This is a genomic window from Roseibium sp. (genome assembly GCF_965276855.1).
Classification (GTDB): domain Bacteria; phylum Pseudomonadota; class Alphaproteobacteria; order Rhizobiales; family Stappiaceae; genus Roseibium.
The window spans coordinates 1,120,831-1,143,387 of the sequence record NZ_OZ255700.1; the positions used below are offsets into that span (position 1 = coordinate 1,120,831).

19 protein-coding genes and 1 pseudogene are annotated in these 22,557 nt (G+C 57.3%); 12 read left to right on the plus strand and 8 right to left on the minus strand.

Going from position 1 to position 22,557, the window contains the following annotated elements:
* Window positions 1-2 precede the first annotated feature (2 nt).
* On the minus strand, window positions 3-767 hold the full coding sequence (fabI, locus tag ACQY4Z_RS05180) for an enoyl-ACP reductase FabI (RefSeq protein ID WP_428527286.1): 765 nt from the start codon (window positions 765-767) through the stop codon (window positions 3-5).
* A gap of 239 nt (window positions 768-1,006) precedes the next feature.
* Window positions 1,007-3,178, minus strand: coding sequence for a catalase/peroxidase HPI (gene katG, locus ACQY4Z_RS05185; RefSeq protein ID WP_428527288.1), 2,172 nt, complete (start codon window positions 3,176-3,178; stop codon window positions 1,007-1,009).
* Between the two features lie 192 nt (window positions 3,179-3,370).
* On the opposite strand from katG, the gene ACQY4Z_RS05190 reads away from it, so the two are divergent.
* Window positions 3,371-4,264, plus strand: coding sequence for a hydrogen peroxide-inducible genes activator (locus ACQY4Z_RS05190; RefSeq protein WP_428527290.1), 894 nt, complete (start codon window positions 3,371-3,373; stop codon window positions 4,262-4,264).
* 82 nt (window positions 4,265-4,346) lie between these two features.
* Window positions 4,347-5,117 (plus strand): alpha/beta hydrolase family protein, encoded by a 771-nt coding sequence (locus tag ACQY4Z_RS05195; RefSeq protein ID WP_428527292.1) that lies wholly within the window; start codon window positions 4,347-4,349, stop codon window positions 5,115-5,117.
* A 39-nt stretch (window positions 5,118-5,156) separates the two neighbouring features.
* Here ACQY4Z_RS05195 and ACQY4Z_RS05200 read toward each other — a convergent pair whose 3' ends face one another.
* The 3 genes from ACQY4Z_RS05200 to ACQY4Z_RS05210 all read right to left on the minus strand — a co-directional run bounded on the left by ACQY4Z_RS05200 (window position 5,157) and on the right by ACQY4Z_RS05210 (window position 6,763).
* The gene (locus ACQY4Z_RS05200) at window positions 5,157-5,828 is read right to left on the minus strand and encodes a class I SAM-dependent methyltransferase (protein ID WP_428527294.1); all 672 of its coding nucleotides are present in this window, start codon (window positions 5,826-5,828) and stop codon (window positions 5,157-5,159) included.
* A gap of 66 nt (window positions 5,829-5,894) precedes the next feature.
* On the minus strand, window positions 5,895-6,620 hold the full coding sequence (locus ACQY4Z_RS05205; RefSeq protein WP_428527296.1) for a methyltransferase domain-containing protein: 726 nt from the start codon (window positions 6,618-6,620) through the stop codon (window positions 5,895-5,897).
* Window positions 6,617-6,763, minus strand: a complete 147-nt coding sequence (locus tag ACQY4Z_RS05210) for a hypothetical protein (protein ID WP_428527298.1) — start codon at window positions 6,761-6,763, stop codon at window positions 6,617-6,619. The genes ACQY4Z_RS05205 and ACQY4Z_RS05210 overlap by 4 nt, the downstream gene beginning before the upstream one ends.
* 85 nt (window positions 6,764-6,848) lie before the next feature.
* On the opposite strand from ACQY4Z_RS05210, the gene ACQY4Z_RS05215 reads away from it, so the two are divergent.
* Window positions 6,849-7,763: a LysR family transcriptional regulator gene (locus ACQY4Z_RS05215; RefSeq protein ID WP_428527300.1), complete on the plus strand. Its 915-nt coding sequence runs from the start codon at window positions 6,849-6,851 to the stop codon at window positions 7,761-7,763.
* 121 nt (window positions 7,764-7,884) lie between these two features.
* A complete protein-coding gene (locus ACQY4Z_RS05220) occupies window positions 7,885-10,638 on the plus strand; it encodes an EAL domain-containing protein (RefSeq protein ID WP_428527302.1) in 2,754 nt (917 codons plus the stop codon).
* A gap of 17 nt (window positions 10,639-10,655) precedes the next feature.
* Here the strand turns inward: ACQY4Z_RS05220 and ACQY4Z_RS05225 are convergent, their stop codons facing one another.
* A complete protein-coding gene (locus ACQY4Z_RS05225) occupies window positions 10,656-11,564 on the minus strand; it encodes an alpha/beta hydrolase (RefSeq protein ID WP_428527304.1) in 909 nt (302 codons plus the stop codon).
* A 381-nt stretch (window positions 11,565-11,945) separates the two neighbouring features.
* Here ACQY4Z_RS05225 and ACQY4Z_RS05230 point away from each other — a divergent pair, with 381 nt between their 5' ends.
* From ACQY4Z_RS05230 to ACQY4Z_RS05245, 4 genes are all read left to right on the plus strand, one after another.
* Complete coding sequence (locus ACQY4Z_RS05230; protein ID WP_133952930.1) at window positions 11,946-12,650, plus strand: ParA family protein; 705 nt, start codon at window positions 11,946-11,948, stop codon at window positions 12,648-12,650.
* Window positions 12,651-12,796: 146 nt separating this feature from the next.
* Window positions 12,797-13,753 (plus strand): HlyD family secretion protein, encoded by a 957-nt coding sequence (locus ACQY4Z_RS05235; RefSeq protein ID WP_428527306.1) that lies wholly within the window; start codon window positions 12,797-12,799, stop codon window positions 13,751-13,753.
* Between the two features lie 8 nt (window positions 13,754-13,761).
* Window positions 13,762-14,688: an ABC transporter ATP-binding protein gene (locus ACQY4Z_RS05240; protein WP_428527308.1), complete on the plus strand. Its 927-nt coding sequence runs from the start codon at window positions 13,762-13,764 to the stop codon at window positions 14,686-14,688.
* Window positions 14,685-15,830 (plus strand): ABC transporter permease, encoded by a 1,146-nt coding sequence (locus ACQY4Z_RS05245; RefSeq protein WP_428527310.1) that lies wholly within the window; start codon window positions 14,685-14,687, stop codon window positions 15,828-15,830. The genes ACQY4Z_RS05240 and ACQY4Z_RS05245 overlap by 4 nt, the downstream gene beginning before the upstream one ends.
* Before the next feature lie 37 nt (window positions 15,831-15,867).
* Here the strand turns inward: ACQY4Z_RS05245 and ACQY4Z_RS05250 are convergent, their stop codons facing one another.
* Window positions 15,868-16,452 carry a TetR/AcrR family transcriptional regulator gene (locus ACQY4Z_RS05250; protein WP_428527312.1) on the minus strand — a complete coding sequence of 195 codons (585 nt, stop codon included), beginning with the start codon at window positions 16,450-16,452 and terminating at the stop codon, window positions 15,868-15,870.
* Between the two features lie 98 nt (window positions 16,453-16,550).
* Between ACQY4Z_RS05250 and ACQY4Z_RS05255 the strand changes: the two genes are divergently transcribed.
* Both ACQY4Z_RS05255 and ACQY4Z_RS05260 read left to right on the plus strand, forming a co-directional pair.
* Entirely contained in the window at window positions 16,551-17,699 is a 1,149-nt protein-coding gene (locus tag ACQY4Z_RS05255; RefSeq protein ID WP_428527314.1) for an aromatic ring-hydroxylating oxygenase subunit alpha, read from the plus strand.
* Window positions 17,700-17,936: 237 nt separating this feature from the next.
* Window positions 17,937-19,565 (plus strand): di-heme oxidoredictase family protein, encoded by a 1,629-nt coding sequence (locus ACQY4Z_RS05260; protein WP_428527316.1) that lies wholly within the window; start codon window positions 17,937-17,939, stop codon window positions 19,563-19,565.
* A gap of 122 nt (window positions 19,566-19,687) precedes the next feature.
* Here the strand turns inward: ACQY4Z_RS05260 and ACQY4Z_RS05265 are convergent, their stop codons facing one another.
* Window positions 19,688-20,242, minus strand: a complete 555-nt coding sequence (locus tag ACQY4Z_RS05265) for a DUF2585 family protein (RefSeq protein ID WP_428527318.1) — start codon at window positions 20,240-20,242, stop codon at window positions 19,688-19,690.
* A gap of 717 nt (window positions 20,243-20,959) precedes the next feature.
* Here ACQY4Z_RS05265 and ACQY4Z_RS05270 point away from each other — a divergent pair.
* A pseudogene (locus tag ACQY4Z_RS05270) lies at window positions 20,960-22,041 on the plus strand (peptide chain release factor 3); the annotation flags it as partial.
* Between the two features lie 15 nt (window positions 22,042-22,056).
* Window positions 22,057-22,557, plus strand: a complete 501-nt coding sequence (locus tag ACQY4Z_RS05275) for a hypothetical protein (protein ID WP_428529718.1) — start codon at window positions 22,057-22,059, stop codon at window positions 22,555-22,557.

Consider the following 22,557-nt stretch of genomic DNA (forward strand, 5'->3'; position numbering starts at 1 on the left):
TCCTATCCGATAATACTGTAACCGCCGTCGATGGGATGAACACCGCCGGTTACATTAAACGCTTCGCGGCTTGCAAGGAACGCGGCATAAGCCCCGGTATCCTCGATGGTCGCAAGATGATGGGTCGGCGCACGCTTGGCAGCGTCGTCCAAGAGTTCGTCAAACTCGGCAATTCCAGACGCTGCCCGTGTTTTCAAGGGGCCGGGCGAAAGCGCGTGCACGGAGATACCTTTGGGTCCGAGTTCCGATGCCGCATACCTGACTGCGGCTTCCAACGCAGCCTTGACCGGGCCCATGACGCCGTAATTGTCGACGACTTTCTGAGCCCCCATGAAAGATACTGTCATGCACGTCCCGCCATGAGGCATCAAAGGCTCTGCCCGGCGGATCAAGCGCAGAAACGAGTGAACGGAGATATCCATCGCCAGACCAAACCCGTCCGCAGAGCAGTCAATCACCCGGCCATGCAAATCTTCCTTTTTTGAAAAGGCAATGGAATGCAGGATCGTATCGAGCTGGCCCCACTTTTCGGAAATCTCATCGAACAGGGCGTCCTGCTGGTCTTCGCTGCGCACATCCAGCGGCATGATGATGTCAGCGCCCAGCTCTTCAGCTAGCGGGCGGACAAACGGCTCCGCCTTTTCATTCAAATAGGTGATAGCCAAATCCGCACCCTGTGCCTTGAAGGCCTTGGCGCAGCCGTATGCAATGGATTGATCATTCGCGACCCCGACGACGAGGGCTTTTTGACCAGTTAAATCGAACATGAATGCACGGCTCCTGAAAAAGGGCCTGCCCCGGACTTTTACCGGACAGACACGGCAGATCACGCGTCGCAATGCGTAACCTACACCACTTTATCGCAGTGCAACATAGAGGGTGTGACGAAACTATGAAATTCGCCTTGGATCAGGGTTAGTGCGGATGGGGTGGCTTGCCCATCAAAAAACAGAACGCCCCAGACTGGGTCCGGGGCGCTCACATTCGTTTCAGTCAGACGATTGGCTTAAGACAGCTCAAACCGGTCGGCGTTCATGACCTTGTTCCAGGCTTCCACGAAGTCGAAGACGAACTTCTCGTGGCTGTCGTCCTGGGCGTAGACTTCAGCGTAGGCCCGCAGGATGGAGTTGGAGCCGAAGACCAGATCCACACGGGATGCGGTCCACTTGGTGGTTCCGGTTTTGCGGTCGCGGATGTCGTACTGGCCATCACCGGTATGGATCCAGCTGTTGCCCATGTCGGTCAGGTTGACGAAGAAGTCTGTCGTCAGAGCGCCTTCCCGGTCGGTGAAGACGCCATGCTTGGCTCCACCATAGTTGGTGCCGAGCGCACGCATGCCGCCGACCAGAACCGTCATTTCCGGTCCAGTGAGACCCAGCAGCTGGGCGCGGTCAAGCAACAGTTCTTCCGTAGCAACTGCATAGTTCTCTTTGACCCAGTTGCGGAACCCATCATGGATCGGCTCGAGCGGTTCAAACGAATCCGCGTCGGTCATCTCGTCAATGGCATCGCCGCGGCCCGGCTCGAACGGCACTTCGATGTCGAACCCGGCAGCCTTGGCAGCCTTCTCGATACCGACGTTGCCGCCCAGAACGATGGTGTCTGCAACAGAGGCACCAAACTTCTCGGCCAGCGGTTCCAGAACACCCAGAACCTTTGCAAGGCGGGCCGGCTCGTTGCCTTCCCAATCCTTTTGCGGAGCAAGGCGGATGCGCGCACCGTTGGCCCCGCCGCGCAGGTCAGACTGACGGAACGTACGGGCGCTGTCCCAGGCTGTTGCAACCAGTTCGGAAACGCTCAAATCCGTTGCAGCGATCGCAGCTTTCAAACCACCAATGTCGTAGTTGAACGGGCCGAACGGAACCGGGTCCTGCCAGATCAGCTCTTCTTCCGGTGCATCCGGGCCGATGTAGCGGACATTCGGGCCCATGTCGCGGTGGGTCAGCTTGAACCAGGCGCGTGCGAAGGTTTCCTTGAAGTAGTCCGGATCGGCCATGAACTTTTCACAGATGGCCCGGTAGGCCGGGTCCATCTTCATGGCCATGTCGGCATCCGTCATCATCGGCATGCGGCGCACGGACGGATCCGACGCGTCGACCGGCATGTGCTCTTCCTTGATATCGACCGGCTGCCATTGGTTGGCGCCTGCCGGGCTCTTGGTGAGTTCCCATTCGTAGCCGAAGAGAAGCTCGAAATAGCCCATGTCGAAGACGGTCGGGTTGGTAGTCCAGGCGCCTTCAATTCCAGAGGTCACCGCTTGAGAAGCCACACCCTTCATGTTCGGGTTGATCCAGCCGAGACCCTGTTCGCCGACTTCCGCGCCCTCCGGCTCCGGACCAAGCGCTTCAGCGTCGCCGTTGCCGTGCGCTTTGCCGACGGTATGACCGCCTGCTGTCAACGCTGCGGTTTCTTCGTCGTTCATCGCCATCCGGCCAAAGGTCTCGCGGACCTGCGCTGCGGTTTTCAGCGGGTCCGGCTGGCCGTTGACGCCTTCCGGATTGACGTAGATGAGGCCCATGTGCACCGCGGCCAGCGGGTTTTCCAGCGTGGACGGATCATCCAGGTTGTCGTAGCGCTCTTCGCTTGGTGCGAGCCACTCTTTTTCGGCACCCCAGTAAACGTCTTTTTCCGGATGCCAGATGTCTTCCCGGCCGAAGGAGAAGCCGTAGGTTTTCAGGCCCATGGATTCATACGCCACGGTCCCGGCAAAGAGGATCAAGTCCGCCCAGGAAATCTTGTTGCCGTATTTTTTCTTCAGCGGCCAAAGAAGGCGGCGCGCCTTGTCGAGGTTGCCGTTGTCCGGCCAGGAGTTCAAAGGCGCAAAGCGGATGTTGCCGCCAGCACCACCACCGCGGCCATCAGCAATCCGGTAGGACCCGGCAGAGTGCCACGCAAGGCGGATCATCAGACCGCCGTAGTGGCCAAAGTCGGCCGGCCACCAGTCCTGACTGTCGACCAAGAGCGCCTTCATGTCTTCTTTCAGCGCGCCGAAGTCGAGGCTCTTCAACTCTTCCTGATAGTCATAGTCTTCGCCCAGCGGGTTGGACTTGGTATCGTGTTGATGAAGGATGTCCAGGTTAAGGGTCTTCGGCCACCAATCCGTGACGGTCTTGCCGGTCTCGGTCAAGCTGCCGTGCATGACCGGGCAACCGCCGCCATTGTCCACTTTTGCGTCCATGAGTATCTCCCTGTGGCATCTGCCATCAAAATATCTGCATGACCTAAATTGGCGGTCACGCATCGAAATTCCAGCTGTCTGATTGCAAAGTCGCCCAATTTTTTTGAGGTCCATGTCAGAACGGTTCTAAACTAGCAAGGCACCCCAATCAGGAGAAGTTGTATTTTCTAATAATGATGATAAGTTTTTCTGATGATAAACATCACCCTCAAACAGCTCCGCTATTTTGAAGCCCTCGCCCGCCACGGCCACTTCGGCCGGGCGGCCGAAGACTGCGCCATTTCCCAGCCAGCGCTGTCCATGCAGATCAAGGAATTGGAGGAGGTTTTGGGCGCGCCGTTGTTTGAACGTTCGGCCCGCCAGGTGTCTCTCACCGGATTTGGTGAGGAGGCGGTGGAACGGGCAAGAGCGATCCTGCGCTCAGCGGACGAGCTCGGAGATCTCGCCCGCGCCTCCAAGGAAACGTTGGAAGGCAGGTTGCGGATTGGCGTCATTCCAACGGTCGCTCCATACTTGTTGCCACAGGTCGTCAGCCGCCTGACGGCGCGCTATCCGGGTTTGGATATACATGTGCGTGAGACCGTGACACCAAAGCTTGTTCAGGAACTGAATGATGGCCGGCTTGATACGGCCATTCTGGCCCTGCCCGTGTCAGAACCGGGGCTTGCAGAAACGCCGCTGTTTGAAGAGAATTTCGTGCTTGTCCGGCCGGGCAGTGAGGCCAACCTTCCGGTGCCTTGCGCGGACAGCCTCAAGGAAATGCGGCTTTTGCTGTTGGAAGAAGGCCACTGCTTTCGCGACCAGGCCCTCTCGTTTTGCGACATCCAGGCTGGACGTCCGCGGGAAGTGCTCGACGCCAGTTCTCTTTCGACACTTGTGCAGATGGTCAATGCCGGTATGGGCGTTACCTTCATTCCGGAAATGGCAGTTCCGGTCGAAACGCGGTCGGCCGACGTCGCGGTCAGCCGTTTTGAGCCGCCAGAACCGGCCCGCACCCTCGGGATGGTTTGGCGCAAATCCAGCCCGCTCGCAAGTCAACTGACCGAAATCGCCGATCTGGTGCGGGAGGCTGCAACTCTGCAATAATGCTTATCATCACAATGCGTTGCCAATATACAATCAATAGAATAGTTTTTACATCTTTCCACTCTTAGTAGATTGACTTGCATTGACCCGCGTTGAAACCAATCACCTTGTCTCTGGCAGCGAATTGGTCGAATTGATTTCGACTATTCCCGATCAACCGATCAAAGGGTGTTTGTTATTGGTCCATGGACACCAAGGAGGCGCGAGGGTTGGCGCTCATGCCGCCATGTCAGGACAAACGGCTGATCACCTTGCGGGAAATGGTTGGATCGCCTCAGCTGTATCGCAGCCCGGATATGGAGCTAGCACCGGCCCTCCAGACTATTGTGGTCCTCGCACACAAAACGCAATCACCACGGCCTATTCATACCTTCTGGAAAATGGCGCGGACCCGGATCAAACCATCGTTTGGGGTGTTAGCCGAGGGGCAATCGCCACAGCTTGTGCGTTCGGGAGCTTTCTCGCCAGCCCTACACTTATCGTCTTGCAGTCCGGAATTTACGACATGAACGCATGGGTTAAATGGGTCGAAGAGAATGCGCCGGGCGGTGATGAAGTACTGACTAAAAACATTCTATCCAACGTCTACTACGAGGCCGGAACCAATGCGGCAGCATTATACGAAAGATCCGGCGTTAATTTCGTTCAAGACTCTTGCAGCGACGTTTTGTTGGTCCACGGCAGACAAGATGACCGGGCCCCAATTGCGCAAGCTGAAAAAATGCGAGATGCACTTGCGTCATCCGGTAGACGAGTCCGGTTAGAGGTCGAGACAGAAGCAGGACACTTTCTGCCCAGAGGACTTGCCATGAAGTCTGCGCGAGCATTTAGACCCGAACTGGAAATTCCTTGATAGTATATCGGGAGTAACTGCAACGTATCTCCGGTAACATCAAACCTTCCGGGCGACCACAAAGTGGCTGCGCGGTGCCGGGTAGAGACCGGTTTCGATGATCTCGAATCCGGCTCTCGTCATCAGGTCGTTGACCATATCCGTTGAGAGCATTGAGACATACGGCGCCTTGCCGAAGAGCTGCATCACCTTGATCATCGGGCCAAACAGCCAGGCTTTTGATTTCAGGCAGACCGTCTTTGAGATGAAAAGCCCACCGGGTTTTAAAAGCCCGTTGACACGATCAAGAAGCGCTTCAGGTCCTTCCACCAGATGAAGGAAGTTGAACGCTAAGACGGCATCAAACCCCTTATCGCCGGCAGCAGTGGTCAAGCGTGGGTCGAACCCGTCCGCAGCGAGGAACGACAAGCCTTCGGGCGCATTTCCCTCAGATTTCGCCGCTGCCAGTTTTTCCTCCGCGATTTCCATCATACCGGGCGCAAAATCGGTCGACAGATAGCTTTTCACGCTGCCGGCCAAAAGCAATGCCGTGGAACCCGTGCCGGCGCCAAGTTCAAGCACATTGTCGTTTGGGCCAAGGTGCTCCGTCACCCGTTGCAAGGTTTTCTGATAGGCCGCTTCATCTGCGATCTTGCTCTTGGCGTACTTGCGGGCGACTTTGTCCCAGAAGGTGCTGGAGGGCGTCATGTCGTTGGTCCATGTGGTTGTCATGGTCAGTCTATCCAGTTCATTGGGTCAGGAAAACAGAGCGTGCCGGCGGGCAATTCCTCTGCTCCGTCAATTGATGATCTTGCGGGCGAGAAACGCTGTGCTCCAGGACTGCATCCAGCGGCCCTGGCCGGTTTCCGGCACCTCAAGCACTTCCAAGCCGCTGTCTTCCAGCCATCCGGCGATTTTGTCCTGGCTCAACCGGTGCGTCCGCCATTTCAGTTGGATATACGCACCGATCCAGGATTTACGCGTGGCAACCAGCAACAGGTGTCCGCCCGGCTTCAAAACCCGCTGGATCTCTTGCAAGGCAGCTTTTGGGTCCGGCAGGTGTTCGATCACGTGCGCGCACATGACCAAATCAAATCTGTTTCCGGGGTGCGGCATGTCGCGAATATCTGAGACAGAAGCCTCAACGCTCACACCGTTGTCCCGAAGATTGCCGCAGGCTTCGGACAACATGCAGGGCGAGATATCAACTGCCGATAAGGCATAGGGTTGGCTGACTTCCGCGGCAAATGCCAAGGACAGAGTACCTGTTCCGATCCCGCAATCCAGGACGTCCAATTGCTGCCCGGCTCCGTCAGAAAGCGCTGGAAGAACCGCACGCACAAGCCGTCTGTAGCCTCCGGGAAACCCGAGCCGTGCAATCTTTTCTTCCCAAAGCCCTGCTTCGGCATCATACGCGGCGCTGAGTTCAGAAGCGGCAAAGCCGCGCCGGTTGACAGAGACCTGCCAGGAGCCGAACCAGCGTTCGAACACCGGGATCTTCACATCGTTGAAATCAAGACTCATTTTGTTTTTCCATTGCCACCGCGCAGGCCGACATGCCGCAAGATCGCTCGGCCGATGTCTCGGCCGCCGGTCGGTGATGCGAAAAATTCCAGTATCGAGAGGACCACAGTCAGAAGCGGTCCGGTCAGCCAAAAAAGTTTCATGGCCCCGTCTCCTTTGCAGCTTCTCTACACCCAAGATAAATGAATACAAATTGCCTAAATCCGGGGAGTTGATATACATATTTGCATGAACTGGCAGAGCATCACTTTCGACTGGAACCAGGCCCGCGCTTTTTTGGTAACGGCAGAGGAAGGCTCTCTGTCTGCGGCGGCCCGCGCTCTCAACCTGACCCAACCGACCCTCAGTCGGCAGGTGGCCGCGCTTGAGGAGACCTTGGGCGTCACACTGTTTGAGCGGGTCTCCAAATCGCTCGTTCTCACCGAAGCCGGTGTTGAACTTGCTGAACATGTCCGGGCGATGGGGGAGGCAGCAAGCCGGGTCTCTCTGTCCGCTTCCGGACAATCCCAGCAGATCGAGGGGATGGTCACCATCTCCACGACGGACGTACTCGGGATCTATCTGTTGCCGGAAATCCTGAGAGATCTGAGGACAAAAGCTCCCGGGATCGAGATCCGTATCCGATGCACCAATTCCTTGAGCGATTTGCGCCGCCGCGAAGCCGACATTGCCATACGCCACGTCGAACCGGACCATCCGGATCTTTATGCTCGCAAGCTCTACGATGCCTCCGCCAAGGTTTATGGTGCAAGATCGTACCTAAGCCGGTTTGGCAACGGCCAGTCGATGAAAGATGCCGGTGCTCACGACTTCATCGGCTTTGACGACAATCCGCAACTGGTCGGCCATCTGCGGGCGATGGGCCTGCCGGTGACGGAAGCGAACATAAAACTGAGTTCCCCCAGCGGCGCCGTTGCCTGGGAATATGTCCGCCGCGGCCTTGGGCTCGGCATCATGGCAGACGAAATTGCCGCCTGCTGCCCGGAACTCGTTCCAGCGTTTGATGATTTGACGGAAGTCTACTTCCCGGTTTGGCTGGTCACCCACAGAGAACTGCATACCAGCCGGCGGATCCGGATCGTGTTCGACCACCTTGTTGATCATCTGCGGCACAAACAGCCGCGACAACCGCATGAAAAGTAAACAGAGTTTATCGCGCGTCTGCGTGTTTTGAATCTTTCTCGTCAATCGTTTTGAAAACAATCAGAATTATCCTCAACGGCTCAATTTGCAACTTTTGATATTTGTGAAAAGCGACGAGGGAATGCAGAGCAGAAACAGGGACTTAAGGGCTGCTGCAATTTGCCTGTTTGCAATGCTCTTCGCTTGGACTGCGCCAGCAAAACCCGCTGTCTCCGCTGAAAGCCATCTGACACCGCCCCTGGAAGTCTATTACAATGCGCTGCCGCATGTTGTTCTCATCATTGAGCCGCAGACCGGCAGGATCGCGTTTGCAAACACGTTCGCGCATGATTTTTACGGATATGGCAGCGGTGCGCTCTCAACCATGCGGATCCAGCAGATCAACCAGCTGACCGCGGAGCAGGTTGCAGAAGAACGCCGGCTCGCAAAGGAAGAGCACCGGAACTACTTCATCTTCCGCCACAAACTCGCAGACGGATCCATCCGGACCGTAGAGGTTCGCTCCTATCCGCTCGACTTTGGTGGACAGGTCCTGCTGCACTCCAATATTCGCGATATTACGGGAGAGCGCAGCCGGCAGGACAAGCTTTGGCACTACCAGACCCGTCTCGAAGAAGAAGTCCGCGAGCAGCGCGAAAAACTTGCAGTCACCTATGAAGCCCAGACCCATTGGCTCTTCGGCTTCTTGATCGCAATTACGGTGGCGCTCGGCCTCGTCGGTTTCTACGCGGTCCGTTTGCACGATTCCCGCAAAAACCTGCGCAAAGCCAATCAGGACCTGATGCTTGCCGACATGGTCTTCCGCCATGCCAATGAGGGCATTCTGGTGACGGATGCAGATGGCATCGTCATCCAGGCCAACCCGGCTGTCGCGCGCATATCAGGCGAAAATCTTGACGCAATCATTGGCCAAAATCCAATGAAGATCGCCTCGGATCAGGATCGCTCCGAGATCCTGCGGCAGATGTCACGGGCGCTCGCAGAGACCGGGGAATGGGCGGGAGAGCTCTGGAATGTCCGTCCCGACGGTGAGCGATACGCGCAGCGGGTGTCAGTTGCGGCGATCAAGGACGAAAGCGGTACACTTACGAATTACATCTCCATCTTTTCCGACATCACGGATCTCAAGAACCATCAGTACGAGTTGGAGCGCATTGCCCATTATGACCCACTGACAGAGCTGCCCAACAGGGTGTTGTTGCGCGAACGCCTGAGTGAAGCGATTGAACGCGTCAAACGCGACAATCGCTGGGGCGCCGTCTTTTTCTTCGATCTGGATGGCTTCAAGGAAATCAACGACCGTTACGGCCATGAGCTCGGAGATGAGCTGCTGACCACGGTTTCCAGGCGGCTCCTCTCGCAGTTCCGGTCAACCGATACTGTCGCGCGGCTCGGCGGTGATGAGTTCATTGCCGTGGTGTCCGACTACGAAAGCCCGGACGCTTACAGAACCCTCGCCGAACGGGTGCTGGCGGAGACCAGCAAACCGATTGATCTCGGTGACAAATCGGTGGCCATTTCGACGAGCGTTGGCGTCGCAGCCTTTTCCGCAGACAGCGACACCACACCGGACCAGCTTTTGCGCCAAAGCGATTCAGCGATGTATCAGTCCAAGCTGGAAGGCAAGAACCGCTATACGCTGTTCAATCCGAAAACCGAGATTGAGATCACCGCCTTCAATAACAGGATCAACGCACTCTCCAATGCGATCGACAATAATGAGCTGGTGTTCCACTACCAGCCAAAGGTCGATGTGGTCAGCGGGCGAATCCACAGTGCCGAAGCCCTCGTCCGCTGGCAGCATCCGGAGGTGGGTATCCGGTATCCGGGCAGTTTCCTGGACGCTACGGAAAACATCGGCCTGTCCCTGAAACTGGACACATGGGCGCTGGAGACCGCCTTTGAGACCGCGTCTGCGTGGCGCAAGGCTGGGCTGGAAGTGCCGATCAGCGTCAATATCGACCCCCGGAACCTCACGTCGAACTGGCTCTACGACACGCTAAAGGGTCTCCTGGCAAAATACGACTCGATCGCGCCATCTCTGCTCGATATCGAAGTGCTGGAAAACGCGACAGCCGTCGGAAACGCCTCGGTCGCACTTGCGATCAAACAGTGCCAGGAACTTGGTGTCAGTTTCTCAATCGACGACTTCGGCACCGGGTATTCCACGCTCACGCACCTGCGCCATCTCCCGGCAGATCACGTGAAGATCGACCAGACCTTCGTGCGGGCTGCAATCGATACCCTCGATGACCTTGCGATTGTGGACGCGGTTCTCGGCCTTGCGGGCGCTCTCAACAGAGAGGTGATTGCCGAAGGCGTGGAAACAAAAGCACACCAGAACCTGTTGATCAGTCTGGGCACAACGATCCTCCAAGGGTACTCCATTGCCCGTCCCCTGCCCTACGGCACCTTTCTCGACTGGACGGAGACCTTCTCACCGGATCCCGACTGGAGCCTGTTGCAGCACCTGTCCAAACGGCGCGTTAGACTGCTTTACCTTCAGGTCGAACTCCGGAACTGGATCAAGGTGCTGAGCGGTCAAAAAGACGCCAAGGAGCGACCGACCTGTACCCTTAATGTGGAGGATATGGCGGCGAACTATTGGCCCTGGCTCAACCGCGACGGCGCGAAACTGTTTGCTGGAAGCGATCACTACGCCTTGCTGCTCACCCAGTGTGAGAACCTGATGAACCAGGCGAAATGGCATTGCGGAAGTAGCCTTGGCGCACAGAAGACGTGCTCCGCTGCAGCTGCCAACCAGCTGTCGGCACTTGCAAAAGACTGCGTGAACACGATCGACAATTTGTTGCTCGACCGGAAACTCGACCGCACCGATACAGTCCCCTTCAAGGTGGGGGAGAAGCGGGCGTGACGCGGTTTGTGAGGCCCCTAGCCAAGCATCCAGTTCAGCACCAAGCGCCAATCGGTCATCCGGATTGGCGTCCCGTGGGTGCCGGTGTCAAACAGCGTGAACTTGATCGGATAGTTTGGCGCCTTTGATTTGATCTGCTTGAAAAACTGCGCCTGGGTTTCCCAGTTATAGACCCGGTCCAGCGTGCCTTGCCCCATATAGATCGGAATATTTCTAGACAGCACCCCGGCTGAGAAAATGTTCGGATCCTTTGGTGAGCCGAGCAGCATGATCCCGTTTACGAGGCGCGCATAGTTCCCGTTTTTTACAAGGTTCCAGCAGATGATGCCGCCCATCGATCCGCACGCCACGACAACCTTGGCGCCGGGAGAAAGCTGTTTTTGCTGCTGGATGAGCGCCGCGACATCCGCTGTGCCCCGCTTGTCGAAGTGAGTGACATCAACCGTGAGATATGCACCGCCGTTGCGGACCATCAGGTTCTGGATCCGGTTGAAGTTGCCACCAAAGGACACATCGTTCATGCCCTGAAAGCGGTTTCCGCCCTGACCATGAATATAGATGACGATCGTCTTGGCCCCGCCCTTCCACTTGCCCGTCCCCATGTAGGAGATGGTCCGGCCGTTTGCCTTGAGTTCGCCGCTGCCGCGGCCGCGTTTCGGTTTGTAAGAAACGTAGTTGCCATAAACCTGGCGCTCGGGGATCTGATCCCGGCCGTGCAGATCGCGTTGCTTGATGTACTCCACAACGATGAAATCACCGTCGTAAAGCGTTTCGGTGACCTTCTTGTAGCGGAACAAGCGGTCTTTGTACGGTTTTAAGGGTTCAGCATGTGCGTTGATCGACACCCCGCAAAAAACAGCGGCTAGCACCATCACCGGCAGTTTGGCGAACCGTGCCTGAAGGGCTTTCAGAAAACTGTTCAGCATGCTGTGTCCTTCGCTGGGCCAAATCATGAGCCGATACCGGTAAAACCTACGCAGGCACGCTCCGGCTTTCAATGCACCCAAGGTCAATTCACTCATATCCGCTGCCATTAATCTGCAGTAATCCCCATCAATGCGCACTCGTGATCCTGCAGCAACGCACACGGTCCTAAGACACTCGCGCGCAACCGAAGGCCAATACCCTCCGAAATTGTGCCTAGGAATTTCAGAGACTTATCCACAATCAGCCCAAGGCGCTGAATAACCTCCTCGCATTTTGCGAATTTAAGGAATTGGTAACCATAAAATTTCAAGACTGGCGAAGCTTTAGGCAGGAAAAAGACCGCCATCCCCATCCATGGCGGCATGTTCAGGAGAACTCTCATGCCAGTCATTTCCTTCGCGAATGCAAAGGGCGGCGCCGGCAAAACAACAGCCGCCTTGCTGTTGGCAACAGAAGTTGCCGCCCGCGGAAAGCGTGTCACCATCTTCGATGCAGATCCGCAGAAATGGATTTCGAAATGGCATGAACTGCCCCGGACCTGCAAAGGGATTTCCGTGGTCAGCCAGATTTCCCCTGCTTCCATCACGGAACAAATCACCCAAGCCTCTGAGACATCCGATTATGTGATCGTCGATCTTGAAGGCACGGAGAACCTGATCGTTGCAAACGCCCTTTCGGTGTCCGATTTGGTGGTGATCCCGATCCAGGGATCCTCCATGGATGCCCGGGGCGGTGCAAAAATTCTGACCCTGATCAAAAAGCTGGAGAAAATTGTCCGTCAGGACATCAAGCACTGCGTCGTGCTGACACGCTCCAACGCGGCCGTAACGACAAGGGCCATGAAGGCGGTGCAAGACTTTCTCTCGGCGCAAAACATCGATGTTCTGATGACCCCGATCGTCGAGCGCGCAGCCTTCCGCGATCTCTTCGAGTTTGGCGGCGGCCTTGCAAACCTTGATCCGAAGATGGTCTCGGGCGTTGAAAAGGCCCGGGAAAACGCCTCCCTTTACGCGGCAGAAGTTCTGGAGCGGGCAATCAGCGCTCCGAAGAAACGCTGGTACAACGTCTTCCGACGCGCCAGCTAGCTCCCTGATTGACAGCTGACTGAACGCCGGGCCATGTGCCCGGCTTTTTTTTGATCCTGCTCATGGAGGTTGTTGGTCAGGCGGGATAAGCTTTCAGGAAAACAAGCTGACTTACAGGCATCGTCCTGATCCCGCTGGAGAATTTCATGCCCCTCTCCCTGACACGGCTTCTGATCGCCGGCGCGCTCGCCGTCTCCCTGTCTGCCTGCAATCAGGATGACGGCAGTGTTGCCCTCGGCACCCTGGAGCGCGACCGTGTGGCACTGACTGCGACGGCCGCGGAAGTTCTGGTCGAGCTTCCCGTCCCGCAAGGCTCACCGGTCAGCAAAGGCACGGTGCTCGCTCGTTTGGATGCGACACAGCAACAAGCCGTCGTCAATCAGGCCGCCGCTGAAGTCGAAAAGTCGCGCGCTAATCTTGAAAAGCTTGAGAACGGGGCAAGGCAGGAAGAGATCGCGAAGGCCGAAGCCGCTGTGGCTGGGGCCAAGGCTGAACTGGTGGAGGCTGAAAACAACTTCGAGCGCTACCAGGATCTCACAACACGCGGCACCACCAGCCAGGCTCAGCTCGACAGTGCTCGGGCAAGCCGGGATGCGGCAGATGCGAGCCTGAACAGCGCCGAGCAGCAACTTCTTGAGCTGGTCACCGGGACCCGTCCGGAGGACCTGGAAATGGCCCGCGCGGAACTCGCAGCGGCCGAGGCCAGTCTTGCAACACAGCAAAAGATCTTGAGTGACCTGACAATTGTTGCTTCCCGGGACGGCGTTCTGGACAGCCTGCCCTGGAACCTTGGAGAACGCGTTACTGTCGGCAGCCCGGTTGCCGTGATGCTGGCCGGCGATGCCCCTTATGCCCGTGTCTATGTCCCCGAACCCCACCGGGTGAAGATCAACGAAGGCGACACACTCTCCATTCGCGTTGATGGCCTCGACGATCCAATCGACGGCCAAGTGCGCTGGATCAGTTCAGAGCCGTCCTTCACACCCTACTATGCGCTCAACCAGTCTGACCGGGCACGGCTGATGTATGTCGCTGAAATCCAGTTGCCCGACAGCGCTTCCAACCTGCCGAACGGCGTTCCGGCACAAGCTGTCCTGCCGTGACCGCGCCCATGTCCGACATCGTGATCCAAGCCGAAGGACTGGTGAAAAGCTTCAAGGGCTTCCGGGCGGTGGACGGCCTCGACCTAACCATTGAGCGTGGCATGATCTATGGGTTTCTCGGCCCCAATGGATGCGGCAAGACAACCGCCATCCGCATGCTGACCGGCCTGCTGACACCGACAGAGGGAAGCGTCGAGGTTCTGGGCCTGTCCGTGCCCAAGGACGCAGAAGCGTTGAAATACAAGATTGGCTACATGACCCAGGCCTTTTCGCTTTATGGCGATCTCACGGTGCTGGAAAACCTCAGTTTCATGGGAACCGTTTACGGCCTCACCCGAGCCCAGCGCAAGGAACGCATCGCGGAGGTCATGGACCGCTATGAACTGACGCAGCTCAGTGACCGGTTCGCGGGCAAGATGAGTGGCGGCCAGCGTCAGCGCCTTGCCTTAGCGGCGGCCGTGTTGCACGGCCCGCAACTGCTGTTTCTGGATGAACCGACCTCGGCAGTGGACCCGGAATCCCGGCGGCATTTCTGGGAGCAGCTCTTCGACCTTGTCGATGAGGGCACATCCATTGTTGTGACAACCCACTTCATGGATGAAGCCGAGCGCTGCCACAAGATTGCGATCATGGAAGCCGGTCAAAAACGGCTTGACGGCACACCAGGTGCACTGATGTCCGCCATGGGTGCCAATGTCGTGGAGATCGAAGCACCGAACCTGCGGGACATCCGGCGGCATCTTCTGGGCACAGAAGGCATCGTGACAGCTGCGCAGCTTGGAGCGCGCTTGCGGGTGCTCGTCAAAGACAGCATCCCCGACCCGGAGGGCTTCTTGAAGGCCAACCCGCAAACAGCAAGCGCGACAATTGTCGAACAGGTCCGGCCCAATCTGGAAGACGTCTTTGTCACCGCAACCGGCGAGGGGCGCCAATGAGATCGATATCGCGCATTCTCGCCGTCTTTTCCAAGGAACTGGCACAGTTGCGCCGGGATCGGATGACCTTTGGCATGGTCGTCATGATCCCGCTCATTCAGCTGATCCTGTTCGGCTACGCCATCAACACCAATGTCCGCGACATCCCGATCGCGGTGGTCGACCAGAGCCAGACCGGCATCAGCCGCATTCTCGTTCAAATGGTCGAGGCAACCCGGGTCGTAACGGTGACCGAGCGGCTGACCACACCAGAAGAAGCCGAAGAAGCGATCCGCTCTGCCCGCGTCCGCGCCGCCTTCATTCTACCCGACGACCTCACTCAGAGACTGGCAAGGTCTCCAGCTGTGGGTCTTGGCACACCACCCTCGACAGATCAGGAAACCAGCCGCCCGGTTGCTCAATGGATTGTCGATGGCTCGGATACGATGATCGCGAGCTCGATCAAGAGCCTTCGAAACATGCCGCTTTCGGAGATCTACCGGCAGGCACCCAACCGGTCGACGCCGACCTTTGAAGTCACGCTCTTCTACAATCCCGAACAGCGCACCGCGGTCAATATTGTTCCGGGTCTGGTCGGCACCATCCTCACGATGACTATGATCATGTTCACCTCCGCTGCGATTGTGCGCGAACGGGAACGCGGCAACATGGAGATGCTGATCAACACGCCGATCCGGCCGATTGAATTGATGGTCGGGAAGATCATCCCGTACATTTTCATCGGCCTTGTGCAAACGGCCATCATTCTCAGTCTGGGGCACGTCCTGTTCAACGTGCCGCTGGATGGCAACATGATCGACCTGTTTGTCGGGACGCTTTTGTTCATTGGGGCAAGCTTGTCGCTCGGCCTGGTGTTTTCCACGATCGCCCAGACCCAGCTTCAAGCCATGCAGATGACCGTCTTCGTACTTCTACCGTCCATCCTTCTGTCCGGTTTCATGTTCCCTTACGAAGGCATGCCTGTTGCGGCGCAGTACATTGCCGAAGCGCTGCCTGCGACACATTTCATGCGCATGATCCGGGGCTTCGTGCTCCGGGACGCAACGCTGATGGATGTTCACCGCGACGTCATCTGGATGAGTGCTTTCTTTGTCTTAGGCATGGTCGCCGCTGCCGTCCGGTTCAAGAAACGCCTGGATTGATCCAAGGTGACTTGGTCCAATGGCTGCCCCGGATGTCTCACGCTTCGACAAACACTCGAATTGCACCTGAGATATTGTCAGCAAACCTCTCTTCGATCGCTTGGCGGTCTTCCTCGCCATACATACCGGTGAGCGCTGTTTGGGAGATCGTCAGATACTGGATTGCCCCGATCAGCTGAAACAGTCCAGCCCGGATCTCGTCCAAGAGAGCGGTCTGCCACTTCGGGGTTTTGCGGGCAAGTTCCGTCAAGGCTTCGAGATAGGGCTTCATGGGCCAGAAGCGCGCGGTTTCCTCGGTGTCCAGGAGTGCCCGGACAACAAGACGTGCTTCGGCCTGCCGCTCCAATGAGTGTTTTGCAAGACCTTCAAAGTACGCGACGAGGCCGGCTGCAGGATCCCCAGTCTCGGCCTTTGCAACCTCCGCGCAGAGCTTGTCCGACAGCCTCTTGAGGACCGCGCCGTAGAGCTTTTCCTTCGTGCCGAAGAAGTGCAGCAACGCCTGCTTGCTGACACCAGCCTCTTTTGCGAGCGCCGCCAGGCTGACGCCATGAAAACCTGTCTCGGCAAATTGGCGCTCGGCAATTTCCAGATACCGGTCAACGGCCGGCGCTGCGTTTGTCATCTGCTTTGTCCTTTGCTCTCTCCTATAACGCCTGCTTGACAAATTACCAAGTGGTAAGTTAACTTACCAATCGGTAAGTAACTTAACGGAGATGCGCGATGGATCGGACGACAGAGATCAGCCTGATCAAGGAAATCATCGGATTGGCGGAACAAAAATCAGCTTATCTGGATGAAACCATCGCCCACTCGCCCATCTCACGATATGCCAGTCCGGAACGCTTTGAGCGGGAGCGGTCTGCCCTGTTCCGCCGCCACCCGATGATTGTTGCGCACTCCTCCGAACTCGAAGGGCCACAAGCCTTTTTAACCAAGGAGTTTCTCGATCTGCCGGTTTTGCTGGTCCGGGACGGTGACGGCAAGGTCAATGCCTTCTTGAACGTCTGCCGGCACCGCGGCGCAAAACTCGTTCGGGAGGAGAGCGGCTGCAAGCGCATCTTCACCTGCCCCTATCACGCCTGGAGCTGGAGCAATGACGGGGCCTTGCGCGGTGTGCCGCACGAGGACCAGGGCTTTCCGGATCTGCCGCGCGCAGAACGCGGCCTGAGACGCCTGCCCGTTGCCGAAGCTCATGGGTTCATCTGGATCATCGCTAATCCGGACGCGGGGGACATGCCGGATATCGATGCCTGGCTTGGGGAAATTGCAACCGACTTCAAATGGTTGGGCATGGCAGATCACAAAGTCGCCGTTGTGGAAACGCTTGATATCAAGGCGAATTGGAAAGTGCTGGTCGAAGGCGGACTGGAAGCCTACCACTTTCGCGTCGCGCACAAGAACACGATCGGACCCTATTTCACGGACAATCTCTCAACCTACCGTATGTTTGGTCAGCACATCCGATCGGTCCTGCCGCGGATATCGATGCCAGACCTCACACAAACACCGGAAGATGACTGGGAAATCCGGCGCGATGCCAACCTGCTCTATACGCTTGTAACCAATTGCCAGCTGCTGGTTCAGCAGGACCACGTGATGTGGTTTCACTATGAGCCGGTTGCTGCCGACCATACCCGGGTGCGGATCGTAACGCTGGCACCGAAGTCCTACCCGGACACGGAAGAGATGCGCGAACGATGGGCAAAGAACCAGCTGATCACAACCACGGCTCTCATGGAAGATTTCGAACTCGGCGAGGAAATCCAGTCCGGTTTTGCCTCAAAAGGCAATCCAAGCCATCTCTTCGGCCGCTACGAGGGTGCGCTCAACCGGTTCAATCTCGTGATTGAGGAGATTCTGGCAAATTGAGCCTGCCGCACACCACTACCTTCCCTGCTGTCCGATGACACTCTCTCCGGCAATCAAGGTTGACCACTTCAAAGTAAATCCAAAGAAGAAATATAACACACCAAAAACCCGATTATTCCCGTAAATAAAATTTAATGTTCTAAATCTCGAATAAATGTAATTGTGGCAGAAATCACCAAACACGCCACAATTAGCTGTGCCAAGATCAAGACATTGTGATCCAGAGGGAGAAGATCAATGTCTGTGCGCAAGTCTTTGCGCCGAGCGGCTCCGCTCGGCCTTGCGGGTCTTTTGTGTATTACTGCTGCGTCTGCAGAAGAGCCGCCGAAAGTCAATCAGGAAGACTTGAACGCGTCTGCCCTCAAGGATCCAAAGGCCGCTTTCATAGAGGCGTTCGAAGCCGGTGATGAACTGACCGAGGCGACATTCACGGCCGAACGCGGGGTCGGCGCCAAGGTCAGCCAGGACGGCAAGATGTTTACCCGGATGCCGCGGGCTGATCTGGAACTTTTCGGCGAGTGGACCACGCATCTGCCGGAGCGCGAAGCTGGCCCGGTCGCCCAATCCTGTATCTCCTGTCATTCAGCACCTTATGCCAATGGGGCTGGTCCAAACCCGCTGAACGGGATCGTTGATCCGCTGCATACAGGCGACCCGTCCAAGTATCTGCACCGGAACACACCGCACCTCTTCGCGCTTGGCGCGGTGCAGCGGATTGCAGAAGAAATGACGGCAGAACTCCTCGCACAGGAAGAGCTTCTTCAAAAGGAAGTCTGCACCTTGGGCCAAGATGCCTCGGTCGATCTGACAGCAAAGACCATCAGCTTCGGCACACTCTCTGCAACGCCTGAGAAAGATCCGCTCACCGGGATCTGTGTTGCGGAATACGACCGGTCCGGCATTGAGGGTGTGGACGAAGACCTCGTTGTCCGCATGTTTGGCTGGAAGGGCTCGCACGCCACCTTGAGAGCCTTCACCCGCCACGCCGCCCATAATGAGCTCGGCATGCAGGCAGATGAACTGGTGGGCAACCATGACGGCGATCATGATGGCGTGACAGGAGAGCTGTCCGTCGGCGATCTGACCGCTTTGTCCATCTATATGGCCGCCTTGGAACGGCCGGCCTCGAAACTCGAACTTGCCAAACATGGCCTAATGGAGCTGACAGCCGGGGAAGTTCTGGAGATCGAGCGCGGCGAACGTTTGATGACCGAAGCCCAGTGCACCACCTGTCATGTGCCGACGCTCAAAATCTCGACACCGATCTTTTCCGAACCGAGTTTGCAGACCGGTTTCCGGGAGGACATTTTCCCCTCCGGCCAGAAGGCGATCGACACCGGTCTCGATGGTCACGCGCCAATCTGGTTTGACCTCACAGAAGACAGCCCCAACAACCATATCGTAACCGCCAAGGGAGAAACGCTGAACCTTGGCGCCTTTCCGAAGGCCGGCGACGGCGGGGCGCTTGTCTCCTGGTACTCCGACTTCAAACGGCACGACATGGGCGAAAACCTTGCCGATCCGGTGGATGTGCACGGATTTGGTGCGTCCGTCTGGCCGACGGCCTCACTTGCCGGCGTCGGTTCGACCGGCCCCTGGCTGCACGATGGCAACGCGACGACCCTGGATGAAGCGATCCGGGCCCATGGCGGCGAAGCCGAAGCCAGCCGTCTTGCCTATGAGGCGCTCGGCGACAAGGACCGCGCGGCCATCATCGCCTTTTTGGAAAACCTGATCATCATCGACCTCGACCCGGAGGAAGAGGATGAAGAAAATCACGCTGCGGCCTCACAAGGAGCGGCATCTGAGGACGCCAGCACCAGGACTGCCCGCCTGGTTACCGTCCTTCCGCCCGTAAAACCCTGATGCCCCGAAACTGAAGGGTTTGCCACTTCTTGATGGCAGCGTGAAACTGCCGCGGTGGTCCATCATCCACCCGCATCTGGACCACCGCGGCAAATTATCTCCCAAAAACTGTCTGTGTCCGGTCAACCCGCTTGCCAAACCTTGATGGCATCTATCGGATAAATCAGCATCAGAACATTCAGGGTGAGATTGTCGCGGATCACCCAGAGCGCGAGGAGCTCAAAGACGATGCCGACCACGACCGTGACCCAAACCGGCATCCGCCAGGCGAAGAAGAAACCAGCGAGCATCCAGAGGATGTCGAACACGGAATTGAGCACGCTGTCGCCGGTGTAGCCGACCGCAATCGTCGCTTCGCGGTAACGATCGATGATCCAGGGGCTGTTTTCCGCCACTTCCCAGGCCGCCTCAATGAAGATCGCGCCCAAAGCGCGCTCCCCAACAGGTCTCTGTTTGAACAAAGCCCAGAGCAGCCAGTAAAACAAAAACCCATGGATGATGTGGCTGAAGGTGTACCAGTCAGCAATATGCTGCGAGGATCCGGACACATCGCTCGCCGGCGTCCAGAAAAGCACATAGCCGCACACACAGATCGGAATCCGGCCCATGAAGAGCAAGATCACAGCGGTCGCAGCGATCATGAGGAGGCCGGTGATCAGGCAAGCGCGGTTGGTCATTTTCTCTTTCTTTTTGTTGCAGATTAGGCCGGAAGAGAAGGTATGTTTTCCCTGACCAAATTTGATAAGTCCAGCGAACTTCCAGAAATCAAACCGTTAACGCGTATTGCCGATAATGTCCTATGTCATCAGAAAAACGTTGCTTCTTGGCCTGAGTGCAGCCGCATTCGGATGGGCCTTCATGAACTACTCGGTTGTTGCCTTTTACCACCCACACGCCATGTCTGAGCGACTTGGGTTTCGGTATTTCTGGGTCTTTGCAATCGCACTTCTGTTAAATTCAGCCTGGTTTATCCTAGACAGAAGCGCTGTTCCTGAAAAGCAATCCCGCCAAACGGGAATTCATTATGCGATTTTCGTCGCCATTGTCGCCGGGTATCTGATTGCTTTGAAAATAAAGGTAACCGCGCCTGTTGCGCCCCACGCGGTGATACCCTCGGGCTGATGAATACCCATCCCTAATTGGCGATACGGCGACTGGAAACCAAATCGGTGACCACTTCACTTGGCGCAGTCCCGGCCTTGCGCCGGGACCTGACCAGGAAAAGTCACGCTCATAAATCCCGCTGGAGTTTTGCCGCAAATCCCTCTAGAACCTTGCGCCAACGAAACATCAATCCGTCCGGCCTTTTGTGACGGCTTGCGCTCCTGGATCTCCGGTGTGATGCGCGGCCCAGACGATGGCTTTGTCCGGCGGTTTGCTCAGGAGACACCTCGATGGCCACCAACGGCGCGGCGCCACACCAGACCCGGCGCACCTTTGCGATCATTTCGCACCCGGATGCCGGTAAAACGACGCTCACCGAAAAGCTCCTCCTGTCGGGCGGTGCGATCCGGGCCGCCGGTCAGGTCCGCGCGCGCGGTGAACGCCGCCGGGCCCGCTCCGACTGGATGAAGATCGAGCAGGAACGCGGCATCTCCGTCTCCTCCTCCGTCATGACGTTCGAGCGAAAGGGCATCATCTACAACCTGCTCGACACGCCGGGTCACGAAGACTTTTCCGAAGACACCTACCGCACGCTGACCGCCGTGGATGCGGCGGTCATGGTCATCGATGCGGCCAAGGGTATCGAAACCCAAACCCGCAAACTCTTCGAGGTTTGCCGGCTGCGCGACATCCCGATCATCACCTTCGTCAACAAGATCGACCGTGAAGGCCGGCATGCGCTAGAGATCCTCGACGAAGTTCAGGAAGCCCTCGCCCTCGATGTGTCTCCGCAGACCTGGCCGGTCGGCATGGGCTCCGACTTTTTCGGCGTTTACGACTGGCAGAAGAAGCAGTTCCACACATCCGGCGGCGATCGCGGCGGGCCGTACACGGAAACCAAGACCGTCTCCGGTCTGGACGACGACGCTCTCACCGGCACCGTCTTCGACCGGATCATGGATGAGCTCACCGAAAACGTCGAACTCGGCGCGGAAGGCTATGCGGAGTTCGACAATGAAAGCTTCCTGGAAGGCCATTTGACCCCGGTGTTCTTCGGCTCGGCCCTGCGCGACTATGGCATTGAGGAAATCCTTGATTTCATAGCCGACTTTGCCCCGCCGCCGCACTCCCAGCCGGCGACTGGCGGACGGACCATCATGCCGAACGAGGATAAAGTCACCGGCTTTGTCTTCAAGGTTCAGGCGAACATGGATCCGAAGCACCGCGACCGCATTGCGTTTGTGCGGCTGTGTTCGGGCACCTTCAAGCGCGGCATGAAGCTGAAGCACGTGCGCGCGGCAAACAGATCGCCGTCTCCGCCCCGATCTTCTTCTTTGCCGAGGAACGCGAGATCGCAGATCTTGCCTACCCAGGCGACGTGATTGGCGTGCCGAACCACGGCCAGCTGCGCGTTGGCGATACCTTGACCGAAGGCGAGAACATCCACGTGACCGGCCTCCCTGCGTTTGCGCCGGAAATTCTGCGCCGCGTGCGCCTCTCCGACACCATGCGCGTCAAGCAGATGCGTCAGGGTCTGCAGGACCTGGCCGAAGAAGGCCTTGTTCAGATTTTCAAGCCGGACCTTGGCTCCAACTGGATCGTGGGCGTTGTCGGCGCGCTGCAGCTCGATGTTGTGGTTGATCGCCTGCGCGCGGAATACGGCACAGAAATTGGCTTTGAGGCCGTACCTTACACGACCGCCCGCTGGATCGAGACCGACAGCCAAACCCTGCAAAAGATGATCGAAGGCCACCGCATGTCGATCGCCAACGACCGCGACGACAAGCCCGTTTTCCTGTTCAAGAACGCCTGGGAAGTGGGCCACATCACCGAAAAATTCTCCGATGTCACCTTCCGCGAGACGCGTGAGATCGTCTACGAGGGGTGA

Coding starts and splice junctions, on each gene's coding strand:
- fabI (WP_428527286.1), bottom strand. CDS start 767: ATGTTCGATTTAACTGGTCAAAAAGCCCTCGTCGTCGGGGTCGCGAAT.
- ACQY4Z_RS05230 (WP_133952930.1), top strand. CDS start 11,946: ATGCCAGTCATTTCCTTCGCGAATGCAAAGGGCGGCGCCGGCAAAACA.
- ACQY4Z_RS05205 (WP_428527296.1), bottom strand. CDS start 6,620: ATGAGTCTTGATTTCAACGATGTGAAGATCCCGGTGTTCGAACGCTGG.
- ACQY4Z_RS05225 (WP_428527304.1), bottom strand. CDS start 11,564: ATGCTGAACAGTTTTCTGAAAGCCCTTCAGGCACGGTTCGCCAAACTG.
- ACQY4Z_RS05265 (WP_428527318.1), bottom strand. CDS start 20,242: ATGACCAACCGCGCTTGCCTGATCACCGGCCTCCTCATGATCGCTGCG.
- katG (WP_428527288.1), bottom strand. CDS start 3,178: ATGGACGCAAAAGTGGACAATGGCGGCGGTTGCCCGGTCATGCACGGC.
- ACQY4Z_RS05250 (WP_428527312.1), bottom strand. CDS start 16,452: ATGACAAACGCAGCGCCGGCCGTTGACCGGTATCTGGAAATTGCCGAG.
- ACQY4Z_RS05200 (WP_428527294.1), bottom strand. CDS start 5,828: ATGACAACCACATGGACCAACGACATGACGCCCTCCAGCACCTTCTGG.
- ACQY4Z_RS05210 (WP_428527298.1), bottom strand. CDS start 6,763: ATGAAACTTTTTTGGCTGACCGGACCGCTTCTGACTGTGGTCCTCTCG.
- ACQY4Z_RS05190 (WP_428527290.1), top strand. CDS start 3,371: ATGATAAACATCACCCTCAAACAGCTCCGCTATTTTGAAGCCCTCGCC.
- ACQY4Z_RS05255 (WP_428527314.1), top strand. CDS start 16,551: ATGGATCGGACGACAGAGATCAGCCTGATCAAGGAAATCATCGGATTG.
- ACQY4Z_RS05260 (WP_428527316.1), top strand. CDS start 17,937: ATGTCTGTGCGCAAGTCTTTGCGCCGAGCGGCTCCGCTCGGCCTTGCG.
- ACQY4Z_RS05220 (WP_428527302.1), top strand. CDS start 7,885: ATGCAGAGCAGAAACAGGGACTTAAGGGCTGCTGCAATTTGCCTGTTT.
- ACQY4Z_RS05215 (WP_428527300.1), top strand. CDS start 6,849: ATGAACTGGCAGAGCATCACTTTCGACTGGAACCAGGCCCGCGCTTTT.
- ACQY4Z_RS05245 (WP_428527310.1), top strand. CDS start 14,685: ATGAGATCGATATCGCGCATTCTCGCCGTCTTTTCCAAGGAACTGGCA.
- ACQY4Z_RS05235 (WP_428527306.1), top strand. CDS start 12,797: ATGCCCCTCTCCCTGACACGGCTTCTGATCGCCGGCGCGCTCGCCGTC.
- ACQY4Z_RS05240 (WP_428527308.1), top strand. CDS start 13,762: ATGTCCGACATCGTGATCCAAGCCGAAGGACTGGTGAAAAGCTTCAAG.